22 protein-coding genes and 1 pseudogene are annotated in these 19,391 nt (G+C 62.8%); 10 read left to right on the plus strand and 13 right to left on the minus strand.

Annotated features, from left to right (window positions below):
- Positions 1–64 precede the first annotated feature (64 nt).
- Positions 65–1,498 carry an aldehyde dehydrogenase family protein gene (locus EJ071_RS23910; protein ID WP_126100069.1) on the plus strand — a complete coding sequence of 478 codons (1,434 nt, stop codon included), beginning with the start codon at positions 65–67 and terminating at the stop codon, positions 1,496–1,498.
- A 112-nt stretch (positions 1,499–1,610) separates the two neighbouring features.
- On the opposite strand, the gene EJ071_RS23915 is transcribed toward EJ071_RS23910, so the two are convergent.
- The 8 genes from EJ071_RS23915 to EJ071_RS23950 form a co-directional block, all read right to left on the minus strand.
- Positions 1,611–2,261: a hypothetical protein gene (locus EJ071_RS23915; RefSeq protein WP_245459958.1), complete on the minus strand. Its 651-nt coding sequence runs from the start codon at positions 2,259–2,261 to the stop codon at positions 1,611–1,613.
- A 61-nt stretch (positions 2,262–2,322) separates the two neighbouring features.
- Positions 2,323–2,556: a hypothetical protein gene (locus EJ071_RS23920; protein ID WP_126100070.1), complete on the minus strand. Its 234-nt coding sequence runs from the start codon at positions 2,554–2,556 to the stop codon at positions 2,323–2,325.
- A 536-nt stretch (positions 2,557–3,092) separates the two neighbouring features.
- Positions 3,093–3,599, minus strand: coding sequence for a sarcosine oxidase subunit gamma family protein (locus EJ071_RS23925; protein ID WP_189521194.1), 507 nt, complete (start codon positions 3,597–3,599; stop codon positions 3,093–3,095).
- Positions 3,592–6,540: a sarcosine oxidase subunit alpha family protein gene (locus EJ071_RS23930; protein ID WP_126100071.1), complete on the minus strand. Its 2,949-nt coding sequence runs from the start codon at positions 6,538–6,540 to the stop codon at positions 3,592–3,594. The genes EJ071_RS23925 and EJ071_RS23930 overlap by 8 nt, the downstream gene beginning before the upstream one ends.
- Positions 6,537–6,815 carry a sarcosine oxidase subunit delta gene (locus tag EJ071_RS23935; RefSeq protein WP_126100072.1) on the minus strand — a complete coding sequence of 93 codons (279 nt, stop codon included), beginning with the start codon at positions 6,813–6,815 and terminating at the stop codon, positions 6,537–6,539. Before EJ071_RS23935 ends, EJ071_RS23930 begins: the two co-directional genes overlap by 4 nt.
- 13 nt (positions 6,816–6,828) lie before the next feature.
- Positions 6,829–8,082 carry a sarcosine oxidase subunit beta family protein gene (locus EJ071_RS23940; protein ID WP_126102704.1) on the minus strand — a complete coding sequence of 418 codons (1,254 nt, stop codon included), beginning with the start codon at positions 8,080–8,082 and terminating at the stop codon, positions 6,829–6,831.
- A 9-nt stretch (positions 8,083–8,091) separates the two neighbouring features.
- A complete protein-coding gene (locus EJ071_RS23945; RefSeq protein WP_126100073.1) occupies positions 8,092–9,240 on the minus strand; it encodes a Xaa-Pro peptidase family protein in 1,149 nt (382 codons plus the stop codon).
- Between the two features lie 34 nt (positions 9,241–9,274).
- On the minus strand, positions 9,275–10,456 hold the full coding sequence (locus EJ071_RS23950; RefSeq protein WP_126100074.1) for a M24 family metallopeptidase: 1,182 nt from the start codon (positions 10,454–10,456) through the stop codon (positions 9,275–9,277).
- Between the two features lie 250 nt (positions 10,457–10,706).
- Here EJ071_RS23950 and ehuB point away from each other — a divergent pair, with 250 nt between their 5' ends.
- From ehuB to EJ071_RS23980, 6 genes and pseudogenes are all read left to right on the plus strand, one after another.
- On the plus strand, positions 10,707–11,570 hold the full coding sequence (ehuB, locus tag EJ071_RS23955; RefSeq protein ID WP_245459959.1) for an ectoine/hydroxyectoine ABC transporter substrate-binding protein EhuB: 864 nt from the start codon (positions 10,707–10,709) through the stop codon (positions 11,568–11,570).
- A gap of 54 nt (positions 11,571–11,624) precedes the next feature.
- Positions 11,625–12,353: an ectoine/hydroxyectoine ABC transporter permease subunit EhuC gene (ehuC, locus tag EJ071_RS23960; protein ID WP_126100076.1), complete on the plus strand. Its 729-nt coding sequence runs from the start codon at positions 11,625–11,627 to the stop codon at positions 12,351–12,353.
- Positions 12,350–13,009, plus strand: coding sequence for an ectoine/hydroxyectoine ABC transporter permease subunit EhuD (gene ehuD / locus EJ071_RS23965; protein WP_126100077.1), 660 nt, complete (start codon positions 12,350–12,352; stop codon positions 13,007–13,009). Before ehuC ends, ehuD begins: the two co-directional genes overlap by 4 nt.
- Positions 13,006–13,785 (plus strand): ectoine/hydroxyectoine ABC transporter ATP-binding protein EhuA, encoded by a 780-nt coding sequence (gene ehuA / locus EJ071_RS23970; protein WP_126100078.1) that lies wholly within the window; start codon positions 13,006–13,008, stop codon positions 13,783–13,785. The genes ehuD and ehuA overlap by 4 nt, the downstream gene beginning before the upstream one ends.
- A complete protein-coding gene (locus EJ071_RS23975) occupies positions 13,782–14,510 on the plus strand; it encodes a GntR family transcriptional regulator (RefSeq protein WP_126100079.1) in 729 nt (242 codons plus the stop codon). Before ehuA ends, EJ071_RS23975 begins: the two co-directional genes overlap by 4 nt.
- Positions 14,511–14,599: 89 nt before the next feature.
- A pseudogene (locus EJ071_RS23980) lies at positions 14,600–14,780 on the plus strand (leucine zipper domain-containing protein); the annotation flags it as partial.
- Between the two features lie 213 nt (positions 14,781–14,993).
- Here EJ071_RS23980 and EJ071_RS38675 read toward each other — a convergent pair.
- On the minus strand, positions 14,994–15,164 hold the full coding sequence (locus EJ071_RS38675; RefSeq protein ID WP_189521195.1) for a hypothetical protein: 171 nt from the start codon (positions 15,162–15,164) through the stop codon (positions 14,994–14,996).
- A 669-nt stretch (positions 15,165–15,833) separates the two neighbouring features.
- Here EJ071_RS38675 and EJ071_RS23985 point away from each other — a divergent pair.
- Complete coding sequence (locus tag EJ071_RS23985; RefSeq protein ID WP_126100080.1) at positions 15,834–16,217, plus strand: VOC family protein; 384 nt, start codon at positions 15,834–15,836, stop codon at positions 16,215–16,217.
- A gap of 195 nt (positions 16,218–16,412) precedes the next feature.
- On the opposite strand, the gene EJ071_RS23990 is transcribed toward EJ071_RS23985, so the two are convergent.
- Positions 16,413–17,087, minus strand: a complete 675-nt coding sequence (locus EJ071_RS23990; RefSeq protein ID WP_126100081.1) for a protein-L-isoaspartate(D-aspartate) O-methyltransferase — start codon at positions 17,085–17,087, stop codon at positions 16,413–16,415.
- Between EJ071_RS23990 and EJ071_RS23995 the strand changes: the two genes are divergently transcribed.
- Positions 17,064–17,405 (plus strand): hypothetical protein, encoded by a 342-nt coding sequence (locus tag EJ071_RS23995; protein ID WP_126100082.1) that lies wholly within the window; start codon positions 17,064–17,066, stop codon positions 17,403–17,405. The two genes, EJ071_RS23990 and EJ071_RS23995, sit on opposite strands and share 24 nt — an antisense overlap.
- Here EJ071_RS23995 and EJ071_RS24000 read toward each other — a convergent pair.
- Positions 17,402–17,860: a hypothetical protein gene (locus EJ071_RS24000; protein WP_126100083.1), complete on the minus strand. Its 459-nt coding sequence runs from the start codon at positions 17,858–17,860 to the stop codon at positions 17,402–17,404. The genes EJ071_RS23995 and EJ071_RS24000 overlap by 4 nt on opposite strands.
- 402 nt (positions 17,861–18,262) lie before the next feature.
- Here EJ071_RS24000 and EJ071_RS24005 point away from each other — a divergent pair, with 402 nt between their 5' ends.
- On the plus strand, positions 18,263–18,448 hold the full coding sequence (locus EJ071_RS24005; protein WP_126100084.1) for a hypothetical protein: 186 nt from the start codon (positions 18,263–18,265) through the stop codon (positions 18,446–18,448).
- 51 nt (positions 18,449–18,499) lie between these two features.
- Here EJ071_RS24005 and EJ071_RS24010 read toward each other — a convergent pair whose 3' ends face one another.
- Together EJ071_RS24010 and EJ071_RS24015 are read right to left on the minus strand one after the other, a co-directional pair.
- Complete coding sequence (locus EJ071_RS24010) at positions 18,500–18,685, minus strand: hypothetical protein (protein WP_126100085.1); 186 nt, start codon at positions 18,683–18,685, stop codon at positions 18,500–18,502.
- Between the two features lie 239 nt (positions 18,686–18,924).
- Complete coding sequence (locus tag EJ071_RS24015) at positions 18,925–19,134, minus strand: hypothetical protein (RefSeq protein ID WP_126100086.1); 210 nt, start codon at positions 19,132–19,134, stop codon at positions 18,925–18,927.
- Between the last annotated feature and the right edge of the window lie 257 nt (positions 19,135–19,391).

A 19,391-nucleotide genomic window follows, 5' to 3' on the forward strand; every position in this document is an offset into this window, starting at 1 on the left:
TCTGACGATATACGACGATCGCCTCACCGCAATCGAAGCCCGGCGGCCCACAGGGAGCGAAAGCATGTCACACGATCTGCAGTTCTATATCGACGGCGCCTGGGTCGACCCTGTGGTGCCGAACAATTTCGACGTCATCGACCCATCAACTGAGGACGCTTTCGCGCAGATTTCGCTCGGCACCAAGGCCGATGTCGACAAGGCGGTGGCCGCCGCCAAGCGCGCCTTCAATACGTTCGGCTTCACCGAGGTCGAGGAGCGGCTCGAGATCCTCGACCGCGTCATCGAAATCTATAAGAAGCGCAGCAAGGACCTCGCGCTCGCCGTCTCGCGCGAGATGGGCGCGCCGCGCCAGATGGCGCTGGACAGCCAGGTCGGCGTCGGCCAGGCGCATCTGGAAAAGATGGCTGAGGTGCTGAAGACGTTTCAGTTCCGCCATGTCAGAGGCTCGTCGCTGATCGTCAAGGAGCCGATCGGCGTCGTCGGCCTGATCACGCCGTGGAACTGGCCGCTCAACCAGATCACCTGCAAGGTCGGCCCGGCGCTCGCCGCCGGCTGCACCATGGTGTTGAAGCCGTCCGAGATCGCGCCTCTCGACGCCATCATCTTCGCCGAGATCATCGACGAAGCCGGCGTGCCGAAGGGCGTCTTCAACCTCGTCAATGGCGACGGCCCGACCGTCGGCCAGGCTTTGGCCAGCCATCCGGATGTCGACATGATGTCCTTCACCGGCTCGACGCGCGCCGGCATCCTGGTCGCCAAGGCGGCCGCCGACACGGTCAAGCGCGTGCATCAGGAGCTTGGCGGCAAGTCGGCCAACATCCTGTTCCCGGATGTCGATCTCGCAAGGGCCGTTACCAAGGGCGTCGCCGGCTGCTTCGGCAACAGTGGCCAATCCTGCAACGCGCCGACCCGCATGTTCGTGCCGCGCGACCGGCATGACGAGGCGGCAGGTTATGCCAAGACGGCGGCGGAGAAATTCACCGTCGGCCCGGCCGATGCGCCGGGCGTGAAGCTCGGTCCGGTGGTCAGTCAGCTGCAGTTCGACAAGATTCAAGGACTGATCCAGAGCGGCATCGACGAGGGCGCAACCCTGGTGGCCGGCGGCCCCGGCCGCCCGGCAGAACTCAACCGCGGCTATTATGTGCGTCCGACCGTCTTCGCCAACGTCACGCACGACATGCGCATCGCCAAGGAGGAAATCTTTGGGCCGGTCCTGTCGATCATGCCTTACGACACGGTCGAGCAGGCGATCGAGCAGGCCAACGACACCGTCTTCGGCCTTGCCTCCTACATCCAGGCCAAGGACATCGAGAAGGCGCGCCAGGCGGCCGCCCGCATGCGCTCCGGCAACGTCTACATCAACTATCCGACCTGGGACGCCGGCCTGCCCTTCGGCGGCTACAAGCAATCCGGCAACGGCCGCGAATACGCCGAATACGGGCTGGAGGATTTCCTCGAGATCAAGGGCATCGCGGGGTATCAGGCGGCGGAGTAGGCTTTCGCGCTAAGCAAACGCCAAGCGCCAACTGCCATACGATTTGATCGGGGCGGGGTCTCGGCCGCGCTCTACAATTTTGAGCTGCTCCAACAGACTCCAGGCGACCAGCTCAGGCATTTATCCGCCGCGCAAAATGCTCATACGTCACCCGCCAAGGGTCGCTCTCGGCAGATCGTTCCTCGCCGATCCAATGGAAACTGTCGGCAGTGATCTCGGTGAACCGCCATCGCGTTTGCAGGCCGCGTGAGTCGTCGCCGATCTGGACGATGTCCTTGCCTTCGGCCCGCCCGATCTGGCGCGAGTAATCCTGGTTGAGCGGATCGCTCCAGATGATATGCCAGCCGCCGATCCCGGGATCGAAGACACGCAAAGTCGTGCCGTACATGGTGGATGGCGCAGGGCGCTTTGGCCTGATCCAGACGTCCTGAATCGCCCGGCCTTCGAGCACCCAGCCAAAATGGCATTCTCCATTCCATTTCTCGATCGTGCCGTCGTCGCGGTGGTGGACCGTCTCCATTTCCCAGCTTCCGATTAGCCACCCATAGAGGTCCATGTCTTTCGCCCGGTCTGCAGGCTGACCTTCAGATCCAAGAGCAGCGAGAAAAGGCGAAATCGTCATGATTTTTCTCCGACGGATAGGCGAGCAGCGATAAGACGCTGGAAGATCGCCGCCATATCGTCGCAGCGTTGTGGGTTCCGGGTCTTGGGAAAAATTGCTGTAATGCCGCGATGGTGCGGCCTGCCCGCGGGCTGACTCCATCCTTCCGATCTGCGCTGCGACCGCAGCCCGCTTGCAAGGCGAAGGTGCTGGCGCCGCCGTCTTACCCGCGCCTTGCCTCGATGATCCCGACCATGGCGCGCGTAAATTCGACCATGCTGTTGGCCGTCATGGCTGCGTTGTCGGGGCTCTGGCCGATATGTTCGGCTGCTCCGCAGCATGAACGGCGGATGCGATCGTAGTGCGGGTCTCTTTCATCGTCCGGCAAGCTTGCCAAATTCAGGGCTCGACGGTGAAGCATGCGCAACAGCTGCGCCAGCGCTGTTTCGACACTCATGCGTTTTGCTCCGCATCGGTCGAACGTCTCGGCACATGGAGTACCGGATCGTCGATCAGGGGGCAGTTTTCGTCCCCGATATGGAAAGGCTGCGCCCTAGCCGTTAATATATCGTTGCCTGCTAATATTCGTCGCAAATCCCCCAGGCCAGGTCGCCCGCGCCGGTGGGAGACGAAAGCAAATCAAAGCCCGGCGCAAGGCAACCAAAGTCGATGGCGAGTTCGCTGGCATAGCGGGGCTCATTGATATTTCGAAATTTAGCGATCGGCAAAATACACTAGCAAGGATGCTTGGTAAGAGTTGATTCAACCCTTGATGGCAGTATACAAAGTGGCGGCTCCGACTAGGGGTAGGGTGCCTGAGAGCCGGAGCCGCCTGCGCGGGCGATGGGTGTAGAACCGCGCTGTCTCAGAATAGGACAGCGCGGTCTACGATTCGTTAATCCGATTCTCAAAAACCGGTGGCGGCAAAAACACCGGCAGATGCGGCATCCGCCGTCACCGCCTGCAACGTTGCGCGATACAGTTCGACACCCCTCACCCCGCGGCGCTGTCGGCGATCCAGTCGGTCAGGCTCTTCGCGAAACTGCGCGGCACGATGAGGTCGCAGGCGGTTTCGGCTGTGCGGAGCAGAAGCACCGGTACGTGGTGAAAGGCAGTCTGCCAGGCGCGGCCCGGCGCCGCGGCGGGCGACGACCAGTCGACCGCGACGCATTTGGAGAGAATTTCGGGGAGCCGCGTCCCGTCCATCCTGAGGCGCAGCCGGCCTTCGCCAAGAGAGACCGAACAGCCAAGTTCGGGATCGATGGTCAGCGGTTTTGCGCCGGCCTCTGACATCAACCAGAAGCGCCGCGGCGCGACCCGGACGATCAGGACTTCGGCATGGCGGACCGTCTCGCCAACCGCAGCGGGCAGGGGGGCGCCCAATGCCCGCGAGACGCTCGCCTCGAATTTTGCCAGCGTTGCGTCCCAGCCTTCGATCTGGACGATCGGGCAATCGGCCGGCGACAGGTTGAAGTCCTTCAATGACAGAGGCTCAACCATGCAGTCGCTCTCCCTTGGGATCGAGGAATACGGGCGACACGATCCTGGCGCGGACCGTCTCGGCCCGCATCGGATAGGCGGCGACGAGCTCGCTTCCCTCGGTCGCGACATCGCCGGCGAGCAGCGCCAGCCCGACATAGCGGCCGAGCTCGGGGCTGAAGGTGACGGAGGTGATCCGGCCACGTCCGTGGCCGGCGATGGCATCGCCGGGCAGGAACAAGATCGCCCCGCCGCGCAGCCGCTTGCCCTCTTCGATGCATTCCAGTCCAACCAGTCGCTGGCGGTCGGGCGAAAGAAATGCCGGGCGATGCCGCAGGACTTCGCCGACGAAGCCGGCGCGCTTGCCGGCTAGGCGGCCAAGGCCGAGATCGTCGAGCGTGGTGCGGCCGTCGATCTCCGGCCCCGCGACGTGGCCCTTCTCGACACGCAGCGCGCCGAGCGCCTCGACCCCGTAGGGTTTCAGGCCGAATGGCGCGCCAACCTCGATCAGGCGGCTCCAGAGCCGCTCGCCGCGGCTGGCGCCGACATAGATCTCGTAGGCGCGTTCGCCGGAATAGCTGAGGCGGATGATGCGCAGCGCCCGCCCGTCGAACGCGGCCTCGATGAAGCCCATATGCGGCAGCGCCTCGTTCGAGACGTCGATCCCCGGGAATGCGGCGGCCAGGACGTCGCGGCTCTTCGGGCCGGCGACCGACATCGCCGCCCATTCGTCGCTGACCGAGGTGACGGCGACTCGCAGCTCCGGCCATGCGGTGTCGAGCAGGAATTCCAGCCGCGACTGCACATCGGCCGCCTTGGCGGTCGAGGTTGTCATGAAGAACTGGGTTTCCGAAAGCCGCGTGGTCGTGCCGTCGTCGAAGACGATGCCATCGTCGCGCAGCATGACGCCGTAGCGCGCGCGGCCGACCGGCAGCTTGGCGAAGCCGTTGGCATAGACACGGTCGAGGAAGGCGGCGGCATCCGGCCCCTGCACGTCGATCTTGCCGAGGGTGGAGATGTCCATCAGTCCGGCTGCCTGGCGCACGGTGCGCATCTCGGCGACATAGGCTTCGTTCACGTCGCGTCCGGCGGCGCGGTAAAAATAGGGCCGCATCCACAGCCCGACCTCGAGCATCTCGGCGCCGTCGGCTATATGCCGGTCATGCATCGGCGTGCGGCGGATCGGCTTGAAATGATGGCCGACGGCTCGACCGGCGAGCGCGCCGATGGCGACCGGAGCATAGGGCGGGCGAAAGGTCGTGGTCCCGGTTTGCGCGACCGTCGCCTGGCGCAGCAGCGCCATGGCCGAGAGCGCGGCGAAATTGCTGGTCTTGCCCTGGTCGGTACCCATGCCGAGTGTGGTGTAGCGCTTCAGGTGCTCGACCGATTCATAGCCTTCGCGGTGGGCGAGCTCGATGTCCTTCGCGGTCACATCCATCTGGAAATCGACAAAGGCCTTGCCGCGCCCGGCGGATGGGATCGCTCGGAACGCATTGGCTGCGGATTCGCCGAGATCGAGTTTCAAAGGCGCCGGCACCGCTGCCGATTTTCCGCAGGACGATGCTGCTTCAATGCCGGCGCGGTGGCCGTCCTCAATGGCGTCGGCGGTCGAGAAGCGGCCCATGATGGCGCCAGCGCCGAACTGGCCCGCCGCAAAGCCGCCAGGAACGAAGCCATCGATCTCGCCGCGATAGACCGGCTTGACGCCGAGATGCGAGGTGAGATGCACGCTCGGCGACCAGCCGCCGGACAGGCAGACTAGGTCGCAGGCAATTTCCAGATTGCCGTCCGGTCCGGCAAGTCCCGCGGCCTTCACCGCATGGCCCCCGCGCAGATCGGCGATCCGGCTGCCGGTTCGGATCGCTATGTTCAGGCGCCGGGCTTCCACCGCCAGCGCGGCGGCCGGCGCGCCGCGCTGATCAGCGATAATCACCTCGGCGCCGGCGGCGGCGAGGTCGAAAGCGGCGCGGTAGGCGCCGTCATTCGTGGTGGCGACGACGATCTTCTTGCCCGGCAGGACGGCGAAACGGTTGAGGTAGCTCCGGGCGGCGGACGCCAGCATGACGCCCGGCCGGTCATTGTTGGAAAAGATCAGCGGCCGCTCGATGGCCCCTGTAGCAAAGACGATCGAGCGGGCGTGAAGCATGGTGAAGACCTGGCGCGCGGCGCTTTCCGCTGCCGGACCGTCGCGCCGCTCGATCAGCCCCAGCGTATTGCCGTCGAAGGTACCGAACGCCATCGTCCTGCGCATCAGGGTGACGTCGTCGAGGCCCGCCAGTTCTGCCTCGACCGCGCTCAGCCAGGCGGCCGCATCTGCGTCCGGGCGCTCGGACAGCAGCTGGCCGCCGAGGAAAAAGTCCTGCTCGATGAGAGCGACGCTGGCGCCAGCGGCCGCAGCCGCGCGCGCCGCCGAGAGGCCGGCAGGGCCGCCGCCGACGACGGCGACGTCGGCAAAGGCGTGCCGTGCCTCGTAGCGGCCGGGATCCGGCTCGGTGCCGGCTCGACCCAGACCCGCCGCCTTGCGGATGAAATGCTCATAGAACATCCAGGCGCGCCGCGTCGGCCCCATGAACGTCTTGTAGTAGAAGCCGGCGGAGAGGAAGGGCGCGAACAGCCCGTTGATGCTCTGCATGTCGAAGGCGAGCGAAGGCCAGCGGTTCTGGCTTTCGGCAGCCATGCCTTGTGCCAGCTCGAGCGTCGTCGCCGGCAGGTTCGGCTCGCGCCGTCCGCCGGTGCCGAGCGTGACCAGCGCGTTCGGCTCCTCCGGACCGGCCGAAAATATGCCGCGCGGCCGGTGATATTTGAAGCTGCGGCCGGTCAGCGTGATGCCGTTGGCGAGCAGGGCGGAAGCGAGCGTGTCGCCTTGATAGCCGGTGAGCTCGCGGCCATCGAAGACAAAGCCCAGCGGCTGCGCGCGGTCGATGCGGCCGCCGGTGGCGAGGCGATTTCCGATCCTGTTCATGCGGGCATTTTCCTGGCCGTTTTCCGGGCGAAGCCGACCCATGCGATGACGTGGTTTCTGGTGTCGCGCTCGATGATCAGCCATTGCCGGCAGCCGGTTACGTGCTGCCAGAATTCGCGGTGCGATCCGGCCGGATTGTCCCGCACATAGACATAGCGGTACCAGGCTTCCGGATCGGGATCGTCATGCGCCGGACGCGCCACCGAAGCGTCGCCGCCATAGCGGAACTCGTCATGGTCGCGCGGGCCGCAGCACGGGCATTCGATGCGAAGCATTTTCTCTTGCTCTCTATTGCAACCAGGCCGAGGGGCCGACACCGGCTTCGTCGAGCGTGCGGCCGGTGCGAAAACGGTCGAGGCGATAGGCGGCGATCAGCGGATGCGGCTTGCCGGTCGCCAGCGTGTGCGCAAAGCACCAACCCGAGGCGGGCGTGGCCTTGAAGCCGCCATAGCACCAGCCGCCATTGAGATAGAGCCCGTCGATCGGCGTCGGGCAGATGATCGGGCTGGCGTCGGGCGTCATGTCCATCACGCCGCCCCAATGGCGCAGCAGCCTCACGCGCGAGATGCAGGGCATCAGCGCGATTGCCGCCTCCGCCACCTCGCGCACGACGCCGAGATTGCCGCGCTGGGCGTAGGAATTGTAGCCGTCGAGATTGCCGCCGAAGACCAGCCCGCCCTTGTCGGACTGGCTGACATAGAAGTGATCGGCGCCATAGGCCACCACATGGTCGACCACCGGTTTCAGCGGCTCGGTGACGAAGGCCTGCAGCACGTGGCTTTCGATCGGCAGTTCCAGCCCGGCCTTCTGGCCGAGCACCGACGTATGGCCGGCGACGGCCAGACCGACCTTGCCGGCGCCGATGCGGCCCTTGCTCGTCTCCACGCCGACGATCCTGTCGCCGTCGCGGACGAAACCGGTCACCTCGCAGTTCTGGATGATGTCGACGCCATGGCCATCGGCGGCGCGCGCATAACCCCAGGCCACAGCATCGTGGCGTGCGGTGCCGGCGCGCCCCTGCAGGATCGCGCCATGGATCGGAAACCGCGCCGTGTCGGAGAAATCGAGATAGGGCACCAGCCGCCGCACCTCCTCGCGGTCGAGGATATCGGCGTCGATGCCGTTCAGCCGCATGATGTTGGCGCGATGGCTGAACGTGTCGAGCTGATCCGCCGAATGGGCGGTGACGATCTGGCCGCGCTGCGAAAACATCACGTTGAAGTTCAGCGCCTGCGACAGTCCTTCCCACAGCTTGACCGAGAATTCGTAGAACTGGGTGTTGCCGTCGAGCAGGTAGTTGGAGCGGATGACGGTGGTGTTGCGGCCGACATTGCCGCCGCCGACATAGCCTTTCTCCAGCACCGCGACATTGCGGATGCCGTGGTTCTCGGCCAGGTAGAACGCCGTGGCGAGGCCATGCCCGCCGCCGCCGACAATGATCACGTCGTAGGCCGGCTTCGGCTCGGCGGCTCGCCAGGCGCGCTGCCAGTTCTTCTGGCCGGACAGGCCGTTGCGGAAAATCGAGAACGCCGAGTAGCGCATGGTCATCGTCTAGCGAACGATCGGGCCTGTCGGAGTGCGCGTCAGCACTTCGGCGCCGGTCTCTGTTAGAAGCACGGTGTTGGAGATGAAATCGTCGCCGCGGCCCGTGCCCATCAGCCAGGACAGGATATGGAAGCTCATGCCGGTCTCGATCTCGAGATCGGAATCGTGCCTCAGGCCCGTCACCGAATTGCCGCCCGTCCAGGACGGCGGCTGGCCGATGCCGACGAGATAGCCGCAATGATGGCGGCGATAGTGTGACAGGCCCGCCTCGTCGGCGACGCCCTGCCAGGCGGCGTAGACCTCGCGCGCCCTGGCGCCTGGCCTCAGCGCCTCGACGACGGCATTGAACGCCTTGGCCGTCACCTCGGCCATGGCGGCGTCCTCGTCCTTGATGACGCCGATGCGGATCAGCCGGCCAAGCGGCGCATGGTAGCGCGAGACGCAGCCGGACAGTTCGGCGAAAACCGGCTCGCCGCGGCGATAGATGCCATCGCCCCAGGTCGTGTGCTCTTCGCCGAGCCGAGCGGCCGGGCGGATGAACGGGCCGAAGCCCGGCGCATGGCCGCCTGCGCGCGCCATTGCCGCCACGCATTCCGCGGCGACCTCCTGCTCGGCGGCGCCGTCGTGGATCGCCGCGATCGCGGCGCCCGCGGCGGCATCTGTGACCTTGGCGGCGCGGCGCATCAGCGCCTGTTCCTCGGCGCTCTTCACCAGCCGCATCCTGTCGACCAGGCCGGAGACGTCGCTCCACTTGGCGTCGGCCTGCGCCTCGAGCTTCAGCGCGAGGCCGTGGCTGAGGCCCGAGGTCCAGTGTTCGAGGCCGATGCGCTTACCTGTCAGGCCAAGTTCGGCAAGCACGCGCGCGGCGAGATCGGCGGCCGTCTCGCTGTCGGAATGGCCGCGGAATTGCGCTGCCTTCACCTGGTTCTCGATCGTCACCTTCTCCATCGACCGGGTGACCAGCACCGGCTGCCGGTCGACTGTGACGATCAGCAGATGCGGCGCGAAATAGCCCCAATGGTCGAGGCCGGTGAGATAGAAAATGTTCTCCGGCGAGGCGAAGACGGCGGCATCGAGCCCGCGCTCGGCCAACGCCTTGCGCACCTTCGAAAGGCGGCCGGCGATCTCGGCTTCCGTAAAGGGATTGCGGTCCATTCTAGATCCTCGAAAATGCCTGTTGCAGGGGTGGTCAGTTGATGACGATGAGATCGCGGGCCACGTCGCAGAGCCGCTCGCCGCCATGTTCGGCCACGACGAAGGACTCCGAAATGGCGACGCCGAAATCGTCGAGCCAGACGCCGGCCATGAAGTGGAAGCACATGCCGGGCTCGAGCTCGGTCTTATCGCCGGGCCTCAAGCTCGCGGTGCGTTCGCCCCAATCCGGCGGGTAGGCGAGGCCGACCGGGTAGCCGACCCGGCTTTCCTTCTTCAGTCCGTTCCGGCGCAGCACTGCCTGCCAGGCGGCTTCAACCTGTTCGGCGGTGTTGCCGGGCCGCGCCATTTCGAGCCCTGCATCGACGCCTTCGACGATCACCTTGGCCATGTCGGAGAGGGCGGCCGGCGGCTTGCCGAAATGCACCGTCCGGGTCAGCGCCGCATGGTAGCGCCGCCGTACGCCGGCGATCTCGACGATGGCAAGCCCGCTGTCTGGAAGCGGCGCGTCCGACCAGGTCAGGTGCGGGGTGCTCGTGCCTTCGCCGACCGGCATCAACGGACAGATGGCGGCATAGTCGCCGCCGGCGCCAGCCACGCCCATGATCTGCGCGTGATAGATCTCGGCGATGACATGGTTTTGCGGCACGCCGGGCCGCATCTTTTCGATGGCGCGGTTCATGGCGTTGCTGCAGATCGCGCCCGCCTCGCGGATCAGCGCCATCTCGCCGTCCGATTTCACCAGGCGCGCCCAGTTGACCAGGTCGTGATTGTTGGCGAAGCGCGCCCCGGGCAGGCCATTAACGAGATGGGCGTGGCAGCGCGCGGTATAGTAATGCGCATCCATCTCGACGCCGATGCGCGCTCGGTCCCAGCCGCGCGCCCTGATCAGCCCGGCGAGCTCGTCATAGGGATGCTCGACCGGGTGCTGCACCAGCCGCTCCGAGAACGGGACGATGTTTTGTTCGGGCAGGCCTGTGGTCATGCGGGCGCTCTTGGCGTCCTGCGCCCTGCCGAACCAGATCGGGCGGTCTTCCTCCAGATGAACGAGCACGCATTGCGGCACGTAGAAGGACCAGCCGTCATAGCCGGTCAGCCAGCACATGTTGGCGGGGTCCTGGCAGATGATGAGATCGAAGCCGGCCTTTTCCATGCGGTGCTTCACGTCGGCCAGGCGCCGCGCATATTCCGCCTTGGTGAACCCGCCGGACCCGCTCAAAACCGTCTCCTCCTATTGCCGCGGCCGAACGCGACTCGCAGCCCGCAATTTCAGGAAAATCGCCTGTAATTGTGCACAACTGTTCAATGCTTGGGCCGGTCGATGGTGCGACAACGGCTATTTTTCGAGATTCGTACAGCGCATCTTGCGATATGTCCAGATGAGTTGTATACGTCTTATGAGCTGAGCGATGGAGGAGAAACGTCGTTCGAGCCAAGCAATCATTGAAAGCAAAGGGGAACGCATGTTCATGTCACAGATATCCCGCCGCGCGGTTGTGAAAGCCGCCGCCTGCCTTGCGCTCGCCGCGACCGCATTCACGTCGCTGCCGGCCAAGGCGGAGACGACCCTCGAGCGCGCCAAGAAGGACGGCTACATCCGCGTCGGCTTTGCCAACGAGGCGCCGTTCGGTTTCGCGACGCCCGACGGCAAGCTGACCGGCGAAGCGCCCGAGGTCGCCAAGGCGGTGCTCGCCAAGATGGGCATCCAGCAGGTGGACGGCGTGCTGACCGAGTTCGGCTCGCTCATCCCGGGCCTCAAGGCCGGCCGCTTCGACATCATCGCCGCCGGCATGTTCATCAATCCGAAGCGTTGCGCCGAGATCAATTTCTCGGAGCCGTCCTACGGTATCGGCGAGGCAATGCTGGTGCCGAAGGGCAATCCGAAAGGCTTGAAGGACTATTCGAGCATCAAGGACAATCCTGATCTCAAGCTCGCCGTGATGGCAGGCGCCGTCGAGGGCGGCATTGCCAAGGACGCAGGCGTCGGCGACGCGCAGCTCGTCACCTTGCCCGACCAGTCCAGCCTGGTTGCCGCCGTCCAGTCGGGTCGCGCCGATGCGGCCACGCTGACGGCGCTCTCGATCGCCGAAATGGCCAAGAAGGCCGATGGCGTCGAGTCGACAAAGCCGTTCGGCGAGGTTGCCGGCAAGTCGATCAAGGGCCATGGCGGCTTCGGCTTCCGCAAGGAAGACACCGATTTGCAGGAAGCGTTCAACGCCGAGCTGAAGAAGTTCATCGGATCGCCTGAGCATATCGCGCTGGTCGAGCCGCTCGGATTCGGCAAGGACTATCTGCCGAACAAGACCACCGCGCAGCTCTGCAAGGGCGAATAAGTTCCCAACTGCTGGCGGCGCGAAAGCGCCGCCCTCTTTTTTCCTGGAGGGCAGATGGGAATCCGCACGTTAGTTGCCATGCTGGTTGTCGCGCTCGCCGTGATCGGCGTGCTGGCGACGCAAGAATCCTATAGGCTGTTCCTGCCGGGTCTGCTGCAGGGCGCACTCCTGACGATCGAGATTGCCATCCTTGGCAGCCTGCTGGCGATCGTCATGGGCGTGCTTGCGGCGCTCGCGCGCATGTACGGAGCGGCGCCGCTCAGGTGGCTGGCGACCGTTTATGTCGAGATCTTCCGCGGCACCTCGGCGCTGGTGCAGTTGTTCTGGCTCTTTTTCGTGCTGCCGCAATTCGGCGTCACGCTCAACGCCTTCCTCGTCGCCGTGCTGGCGCTCGGCCTGAATGTCGGGGCTTATGGGTCGGAGGTCGTGCGCGGCGCCATCCAGTCGGTCGCGCGCGGCCAATGGGAAGCGGGAACGGCGCTCAACATGAGCCGGTCGCAGATGCTGCGCCGGATCATCCTGCCGCAGGCCTTCATCGCCATGATCCCGCCCTGGGGCAATCTGTTCATCGAGCTTCTGAAAGCGACGGCGCTGGTCTCGCTGATCACGCTCACCGACCTTGCCTTCAAGGCGCAGCAGATGAACCAGACCACGTTCAAGACCATTCCCATCTTCACGCTGGTGCTGCTGATGTATCTCGCCATGTCGCTGGTCGTCTCCATCGGCATGCGGCTTCTTGAGAGGCGGGCCTCGCTCGGCCTGGCGCGGGGGAGGGCGGCATGATCTGGGATTGGGGTTTTACCTTGCAGATCCTGCCGGTGCTGGCGCACGCGGCAATCATCTCGATCGAGGCAACGCTGCTCGGCTTTGTCATCGCCGCCTCGCTCGGCCTTGTCCTGGCGGTGGTCCGCATCGCCGTGCCGTGGACCGGCTGGACGATCTCGGTGCTGGTCGAGCTGATCCGCTCGACGCCGCTGCTCATCCAGATCTTCTTTATCTATTTCGTGTTTCCGAAATTCGGCCTCGTGATCGATGCGTTCACCGCTGGCGTTGTCGCCATCGGCGTCCATTACGCCGCCTATTGCTCGGAGGTCTACCGCGCCGGCTTCGACAATATCCACCGCGGCCAATGGGAAGCATCGATCGCTCTTAATCTCCCGCAATGGATAACTTTCCGCGATATCATCATCCCACAGGTCATCCCGCCGATCGTGCCGGCGCTCGGCAACTATCTGGTCGCGCTGTTCAAGGAAACGCCGCTGCTTTCGGCGATCGCGGTGCTGGAACTTATGCAGACTGCCAAGATCATCGGTTCCGAGACCTTCCGCTACACCGAGCCGATGACGCTGGTCGGCCTGTTCTTTCTGGCGATGAGCCTGGTATCGGCCGCGCTTATCCGTGCGCTTGAGCGCTTTCTCAACCGGAGGACCGTGCGATGACCGAACAACCGATGGTCCGTTTCGACAACGTCTCCAAACGCTACGGCGCGCTGACCGTTCTCGACGGATTGAGCCTGGACATCGCCCGTGGCGAGAAGGTCTCCATCATAGGCCCGTCCGGCTCCGGCAAGACCACCGTGCTGCGCATGCTGATGACGCTGGAAACCATCAATGACGGCGTCATCTGGGTGGAAGGCGAACCTCTCACGCATATGGAGAAGAACGGCAAGCTCGTGCCGGCCGATCTTGCCCATATCCGCCGCGTTCGCGCCAAGATCGGCATGGTCTTCCAGTCGTTCAACCTTTTCCCGCACATGACTGCGTTGCAGAACTGCATCGAGGCGCCGATAACGGTTCTCGGCATGAAGCGGAAGGATGCGGAGGAGCGCGCGGCCGAGTTGCTCAACATGGTCGGCCTGTCGGAGAAGAAGGACCACTATCCCTCGCAGCTCTCCGGTGGCCAGCAGCAGCGCGTCGCGATTGCCCGCGCTTGCGCCATGCGGCCGAAGATCATGCTGTTCGACGAGGTGACCTCGGCGCTCGATCCGGAGCTTGTCGGCGAGGTGCTGCAGGTGATAAGGCAGCTCGGCCGTGAGCATGACCTGACCATGCTGATGGTCACCCACCAGATGGGCTTCGCCAAGGAATTTTCAGACCGGGTCTGTTTCTTCTATCAGGGCAAGATCTGCGAACAGGGATCGCCGAGCGCGTTGTTCGGCGCACCGAAGAATGAGCGGACGCGGCAATTCCTGCACGCCGTCCTGGAGGCTGGATGACGCTCGAGACGGATGCCTCGGCCGCGACCGTGACCGCGTCGCCCCCGCGTCCGCTTTCGGCGCGAGAACGGTTCGAACGCATCTACCTGATCCTGCGCGACCGCATCTGCCTGCTCGACTACCCGCCGGGAAGCCGGCTTTCCGAGGAAGAGCTCGCCCAGGAATTCGAGATCAGCCGTACGCCGGTCCGGCGCGTCCTGGCGCGCCTTGAGTCCGAAGGCCTGGTTCAATCCGTCCATGGCGTCGGCACGATCGTCACCGACGTCGACATCGAGGAATTGCAGCAGGTCTATCACCTGCGCCTGGAACTGGCGCTGCTGGTCGGCAAGCTTTCGCCGATTCCACGCACGGCCGCCGACCTTGATCGGATCCGTGAGCTCATTGCGCGCTGCGATTCCGACATGCTCAATCCGGATCAGCGCGCCTTCCTGCAGCTCAACATGGACTTCTTCACCGAGCTGTCCGGCATGACCGGCAACCAGCCGCTGCGCGAGATCAGCGAAAGACTGTATTTCCAGGTAGCGCGCGTCGTCCTCAAGATGATGCCGCAACTGGGCCTCGTGGAGGAGTTCACCGCGTTCCGGCGCGAAATGGAGGAGGTCCTGGCCGCCGCCGAGATCGGCGACTGGGAATCGATCGGGCATATCAGGCGCGCCCACATCTCGATGAGCTTCCGTCGCATGATGCGCCACGCAGGGGCGGCTGGCGATTTAGAAGGCAACTAACCGCATCTTCGGAACGTCTCGCCTGGAATTTGCTGGCGCAGTTCCTGGCAAGAAAAGCGCAGGAGCAAGTCATTGGAATTGCCTTCCCCATGGAAGAGCGGCTGAAGTTCATCGCCCGGCTGCTGGACGGCGAGAAGATGCGGTGCTTTGCCGGAGTTCGATATCTCGCGCAAGACGGGCTACAAGATCCTCACACGCTACAACGACAATGGCTTGGAAGGGCTGACGGACCGGTCGCGCCGGCCATACCGCCACGCCAATCAGCTTCCACGCCTGCGGCTTCGCTCGGCGATCGGGTCTATGCCGTGCCGAGCCTTCCGTTGCCGCTTTACGTCTAAAGTATGTCTCCCGAAAGTGGGCCCGGTTTCGGGACGAAGACATGCTTAAAATCAAGAACTTAAAGCAGCTCGCGTGAACCCTTTTCACGCGAGCTGCTTTAAGAGATTTGGACGGCTCTATCCCGCTGCTAGGGCTCTAGATCGCTCACTGGTCGAGCGGGTCGTGGAAGGCAATGGCGGGGGCTCTCCAGCCGCCCGGCATCTGCAAGGACGCAAAGCTGCGCTCGACGTCGGCGGTATAGGCGTTGTCATTGGCAAAGTGGTCCCAAAGGATCAAACCAACAATCAGCGCGATCACGACCAAAGGCCATCGCATAGGACCCTCCTCAGGGCTCCTCGCAACGCCATTATCTTCCTACTTCGTTCAGTTTACAAGCAATCGCTAATATAAGCGAAAAACTCGCCGGGCGAGGCCCCCAACAACTGCCTCTAAGAGCCCGACGAGCTGCCGGGGATCAAACCGGCAACAGCTTCAGTGCAAGCCCGGTGCCAGCAATTCCCGTCCTGAAATGAGACACGTGAAGCAACCGCCAGCGCGCAGCTTGGTTCGTGCCCTCAAAACGAATTCAGTCGTCAAGCGACCCGACCCAGTTTCCGCCTTTGTCCTCGAAGTTGTAGGTGTAGCTGCCGGAAAAAGGCGCAACCGGCGGACACCTGTCCCTAGTCTTGGAACCGCGACGGTCGCTCATTCCTCAAGCGGAACATTAGCGCGCCCATAAGGTTTCTCTGAGGTAAGTCCAGCATACCCTGGTGGAAAATCATGGCCGAGTTGGCATTCGCTTTCGCATACTATTCAGGGCTGACTGGCTCTGACATGTTGGGCGCTGTCGTGTCTCTAATGGCGGGCCTGCTCCTCTACGGCGTTATGCGCCAGGACCGGCCGAACTGATCGTCTTGGCGGAGATTGAGTGCAAGCAGGCGCCAATGTAGCTTGCAGGTGGGAGGGGGCGTCGGGCTTGTCCGTGCTCATAATGGGGTTAGTTCGTTGCTTCTAGGAATCCATCATATTGCAATCATCTGCAGTGACTACGAGCTGTCGAAGCAGTTCTACAACAAGCTCGATTTCGTCATCGTCGACGAAAATTGGCGAGCCGAAAAGCAATCTTGGAAATGCGACTTGCGGCATGGTCCTGTCCAGATCGAATTGTTCAGTTTTCCCATGCCACCCAGCCGGCCGACCAGGCCTGAGGCATGCGGACTACGACACGTAGCATTCTCGGTGGACTCAGTAGAGGCGACAGCCCGGTTGCTTCGGGCACGAGGCATCGAAGTTGAGCCTATCCGCATAGACCCTCACACAGGACGTTCGTTTACTTTCGTGGCAGACCCCGACGGTCTCCCCATTGAGTTCTACGAGGATCGAGTTTGACAGTCGGAGTATTGCGACGAGAAGGATGCGGAGCTGCCGGCATCCGGCTGACGGTCGGAAAAGCGAAGGCGCGCCAGTTGTGCGCACTCCGTTAGAGCATGTCTCCCGAAAGTGGGAACCGGTTTCGGGACAAAGACATGCGTAAAATCAAAAACCTAAAGCGCACGGAGCGAATCTGAAAGATCGCGACGCGCTTTAGATGGTTTCAAGCCGGCTGAACCGAACCGGGATGAGTTTCCGAGTCTCGAGTTGCCCAGCAGCATCCTTGTCGATGATAGTCAGAAACTGTACTTCTCCAGACGCCAAAGGCAGAACAATGCGTCCCCCTGGCTTGAGCTGATTCAGCAAAGCCGGCGGCACCCGCTCAGCCGCCACGCTAACCAGGATCTTGTCGAATGGGGCGTGCTCGGGCCAGCCGCGAGACCCGTCTCCGACACGAATGGCGACATTCGAGAAGCCAAGGCCCTGCAGCAGAGCCTCGGCATGGCTTGCGAATTCCTCGATGATTTCGACACTCCAAACTTGTCCTGCGAGTTCCGCGAGGATCGCGGATTGATAGCCCAGGCCAGTCCCGATCTCGAGCACCGTTTCGTGCGGTTGGGGAGCTAGGAGATCGGTCATCAGAGCGACAATGAAGGGCTGCGACACGGTCTTATCGAAGCCGATCGGCAGCGGCATGTCCTGGTAGGCATAAGGCGCGACCGCAGCTGGCACGAAGAGATGTCGCGGGACCCGCCGCATCGATGCCATCACCCGCTCATCGAGCGTTGCCTTGCCGAGTTCTTCGCTTGCAAGATCGGCATGGATGGCAATCATCTCGACCATGTGCCTGCGTAGAACCGCAAGATGCTTTTCGTTCATCGGTTTCACGACGGTGAGGCTTTCCTCGACCAGCTGCTGCCAAAAGCATTATATCCTGTTCGTCTCGTCACAGTAACCGACAAGGCCGATGCGCTGGCGGCTGCGGCGATCGAAGGGGCTTGTGGAACCAAGTTGTCCGCAGGGCATCCGGTTTGGCTGGGGTTCTTGGAAGCTTTTCGAACTTTCTGCCTAGCACCTCCAGCCGAATTGCAGGTGCTTATGAAAGAGATTGGCTATCGGAACACGCAGTGGGGCAGCATTGATCAATGCACTGGCTCAGGAAACAAAATGGTCCTTGGCAGCGTCATCGCAGTGAAATCCACTTAGGCGTTGCGTTCGTTCGCCTCGCTAGGCAGCTTGATGATGTAGTTAATATCGTCGAAATGTTCGATCGTATAATGCGCGTCGGCATCGTATTTTTCGCCATCCGCGTTGAATTCAACAGCGAAGAATTTGCGACCGCCGTCAAATGAAGCGATCACCGAATCAGCTAGGAAGGATACCGGCGATCTAGATAGCTTGTAGCCTACGGTCTCTCCTTCCATTATCTTTCCATCGGCGTCCTTGTAAGCTATCACCCAAATAAACCTTGGCATGAACTGAAGCTCAGAATAACTGGCGACGTCCGGCTCGATATAGCGCTGCTTGATAAATTCCTCAGCTTCCGGGGTAAGCGTGATGTTCCTTACTAGCTTCATTTCACACAAAGCCCCGTAGTCGAAGGAGTGCCAAACCTTGGACCGGCTGGATGACTTTCTTTCAGCGGCGGCCGCCGCCGCCATAGCTGCCGCCGATTCCTTTTGGCGCCGGCGCAGTCGGATCACAATTCCCGGAGCCACCCGACTTCGAGACTGTGAAGCTTCCCACCGGCGTCGAATAGTGGCAATCGGTCCCTAGTTTCCCATTGTCAACGCCTACAGTCACACCGGAGAGCCATCGTCGTCCCTGCGCTCGGGGTCGAGCGTAAACAAGCCGGCGGCTATCTGGAGCGGGTTCCAGATACGATTGATGATGTTCTGGTGGTTGAGTGGCGTTCCTTCAGCCGAAGGAAATACGAGCCCATCAGGACCGTTGGGCGTAGTCAATGAAGTCAGGAGGTAGGCACCGGACGATATCGAGCCAAACATCGGATTCGGCCTGGCTCATGCCCTCCGGCGCTGGCGATATGGCGGAGGTGCCAGCTTATGGCGACTGACATCATCGCCAAGATGGCCGCTGAGGCAACCACCAAGGCTACGGCGAAGCTCGCCGAAATCGAGCTTGCTGCCAAATACGTGGCACACTTGATGGAAGCCCTGCACGGCGAGCGCTGCCGCATCGATATCAGCCATGAGCACGGCTATGTCCTTGTGGTGACGCGGCTCGGCTGATCAATTGTCCTTCGGACACTTGAAGGCCCGGCTGCTTCGGTGGCAGGGCTGTCAGTGACGGATGGCGGTCCAGATTAGAAATCCCGCCAAAATGACAGCCGACGCTACAATGCTGCGCACGACCCCGCGTCGTAGCGAGGCTTCCAGCCCAAATTGCTTTATCGCCCTTCGCGGATCGGAGCGGAAATCCTCTTCCATTTGGCGGCGGATTTTTTGCTGCAAATCGTCTTCTGACATCTAACCCTCACGGCTAAGCGGCTCCGGCGGTCTGGCCTTCATGTGTCTAGTGGCAGAAAAGTCACGCGGCTTTAATATGCGGGGCTTCAACTAGGGCGCGCTTATTATCCATCTTAGCGGGGCGTACCGTCCTGCCGGCGAGGGGTCACTGGAGCGCTCGCTGCGGCAACGTAGCGGGCGCTTCCGATTCGGGCGATGGCAATCCAGGCTGTCGGGCTTCGGCTTCCGGGCCTTTTTCGTTAGCCCACTCTCCGGCAGGACCGCCAGCGCGCGGTCTCGATGTCGTCACGGGAAATCCCCATGTCGCTGAGCATGTCGTCCGGTGAGTCGCTCAGATCGTCCGTTGCCTTCAACAGCGCCTTCTGATCGGCTCGGCGGCCGAACCAACCGACAACGGGACCAGCTACGACAAGGGGAAGGTTCACAAGCATAGGAAGGTTCACAAGCATCGGGGTACTCCCTTCAACGCTGCACAAGCTAGGCCGATGCTCCGGTGCGTCTGTGACAGAACTCACAGACCCATTAGTGTCCGCTAATTCAAGAACGTGCCGAGAACGTCACGGCGATTCCGTGTTCCATGGAGTGAGCGGGAATGTTTTGTAATGCACGGAAAAACAAGGACTTAGGTGAAAGCGTGTTGCAAAGGCGATGTAACACGGTCCGGAGACCATGTTTTCAGATAAAGCATTGTTCCTGCTTGATTATT

The organism is Mesorhizobium sp. M1B.F.Ca.ET.045.04.1.1 (assembly GCF_003952465.1).
Classification (GTDB): domain Bacteria; phylum Pseudomonadota; class Alphaproteobacteria; order Rhizobiales; family Rhizobiaceae; genus Mesorhizobium; species Mesorhizobium shonense.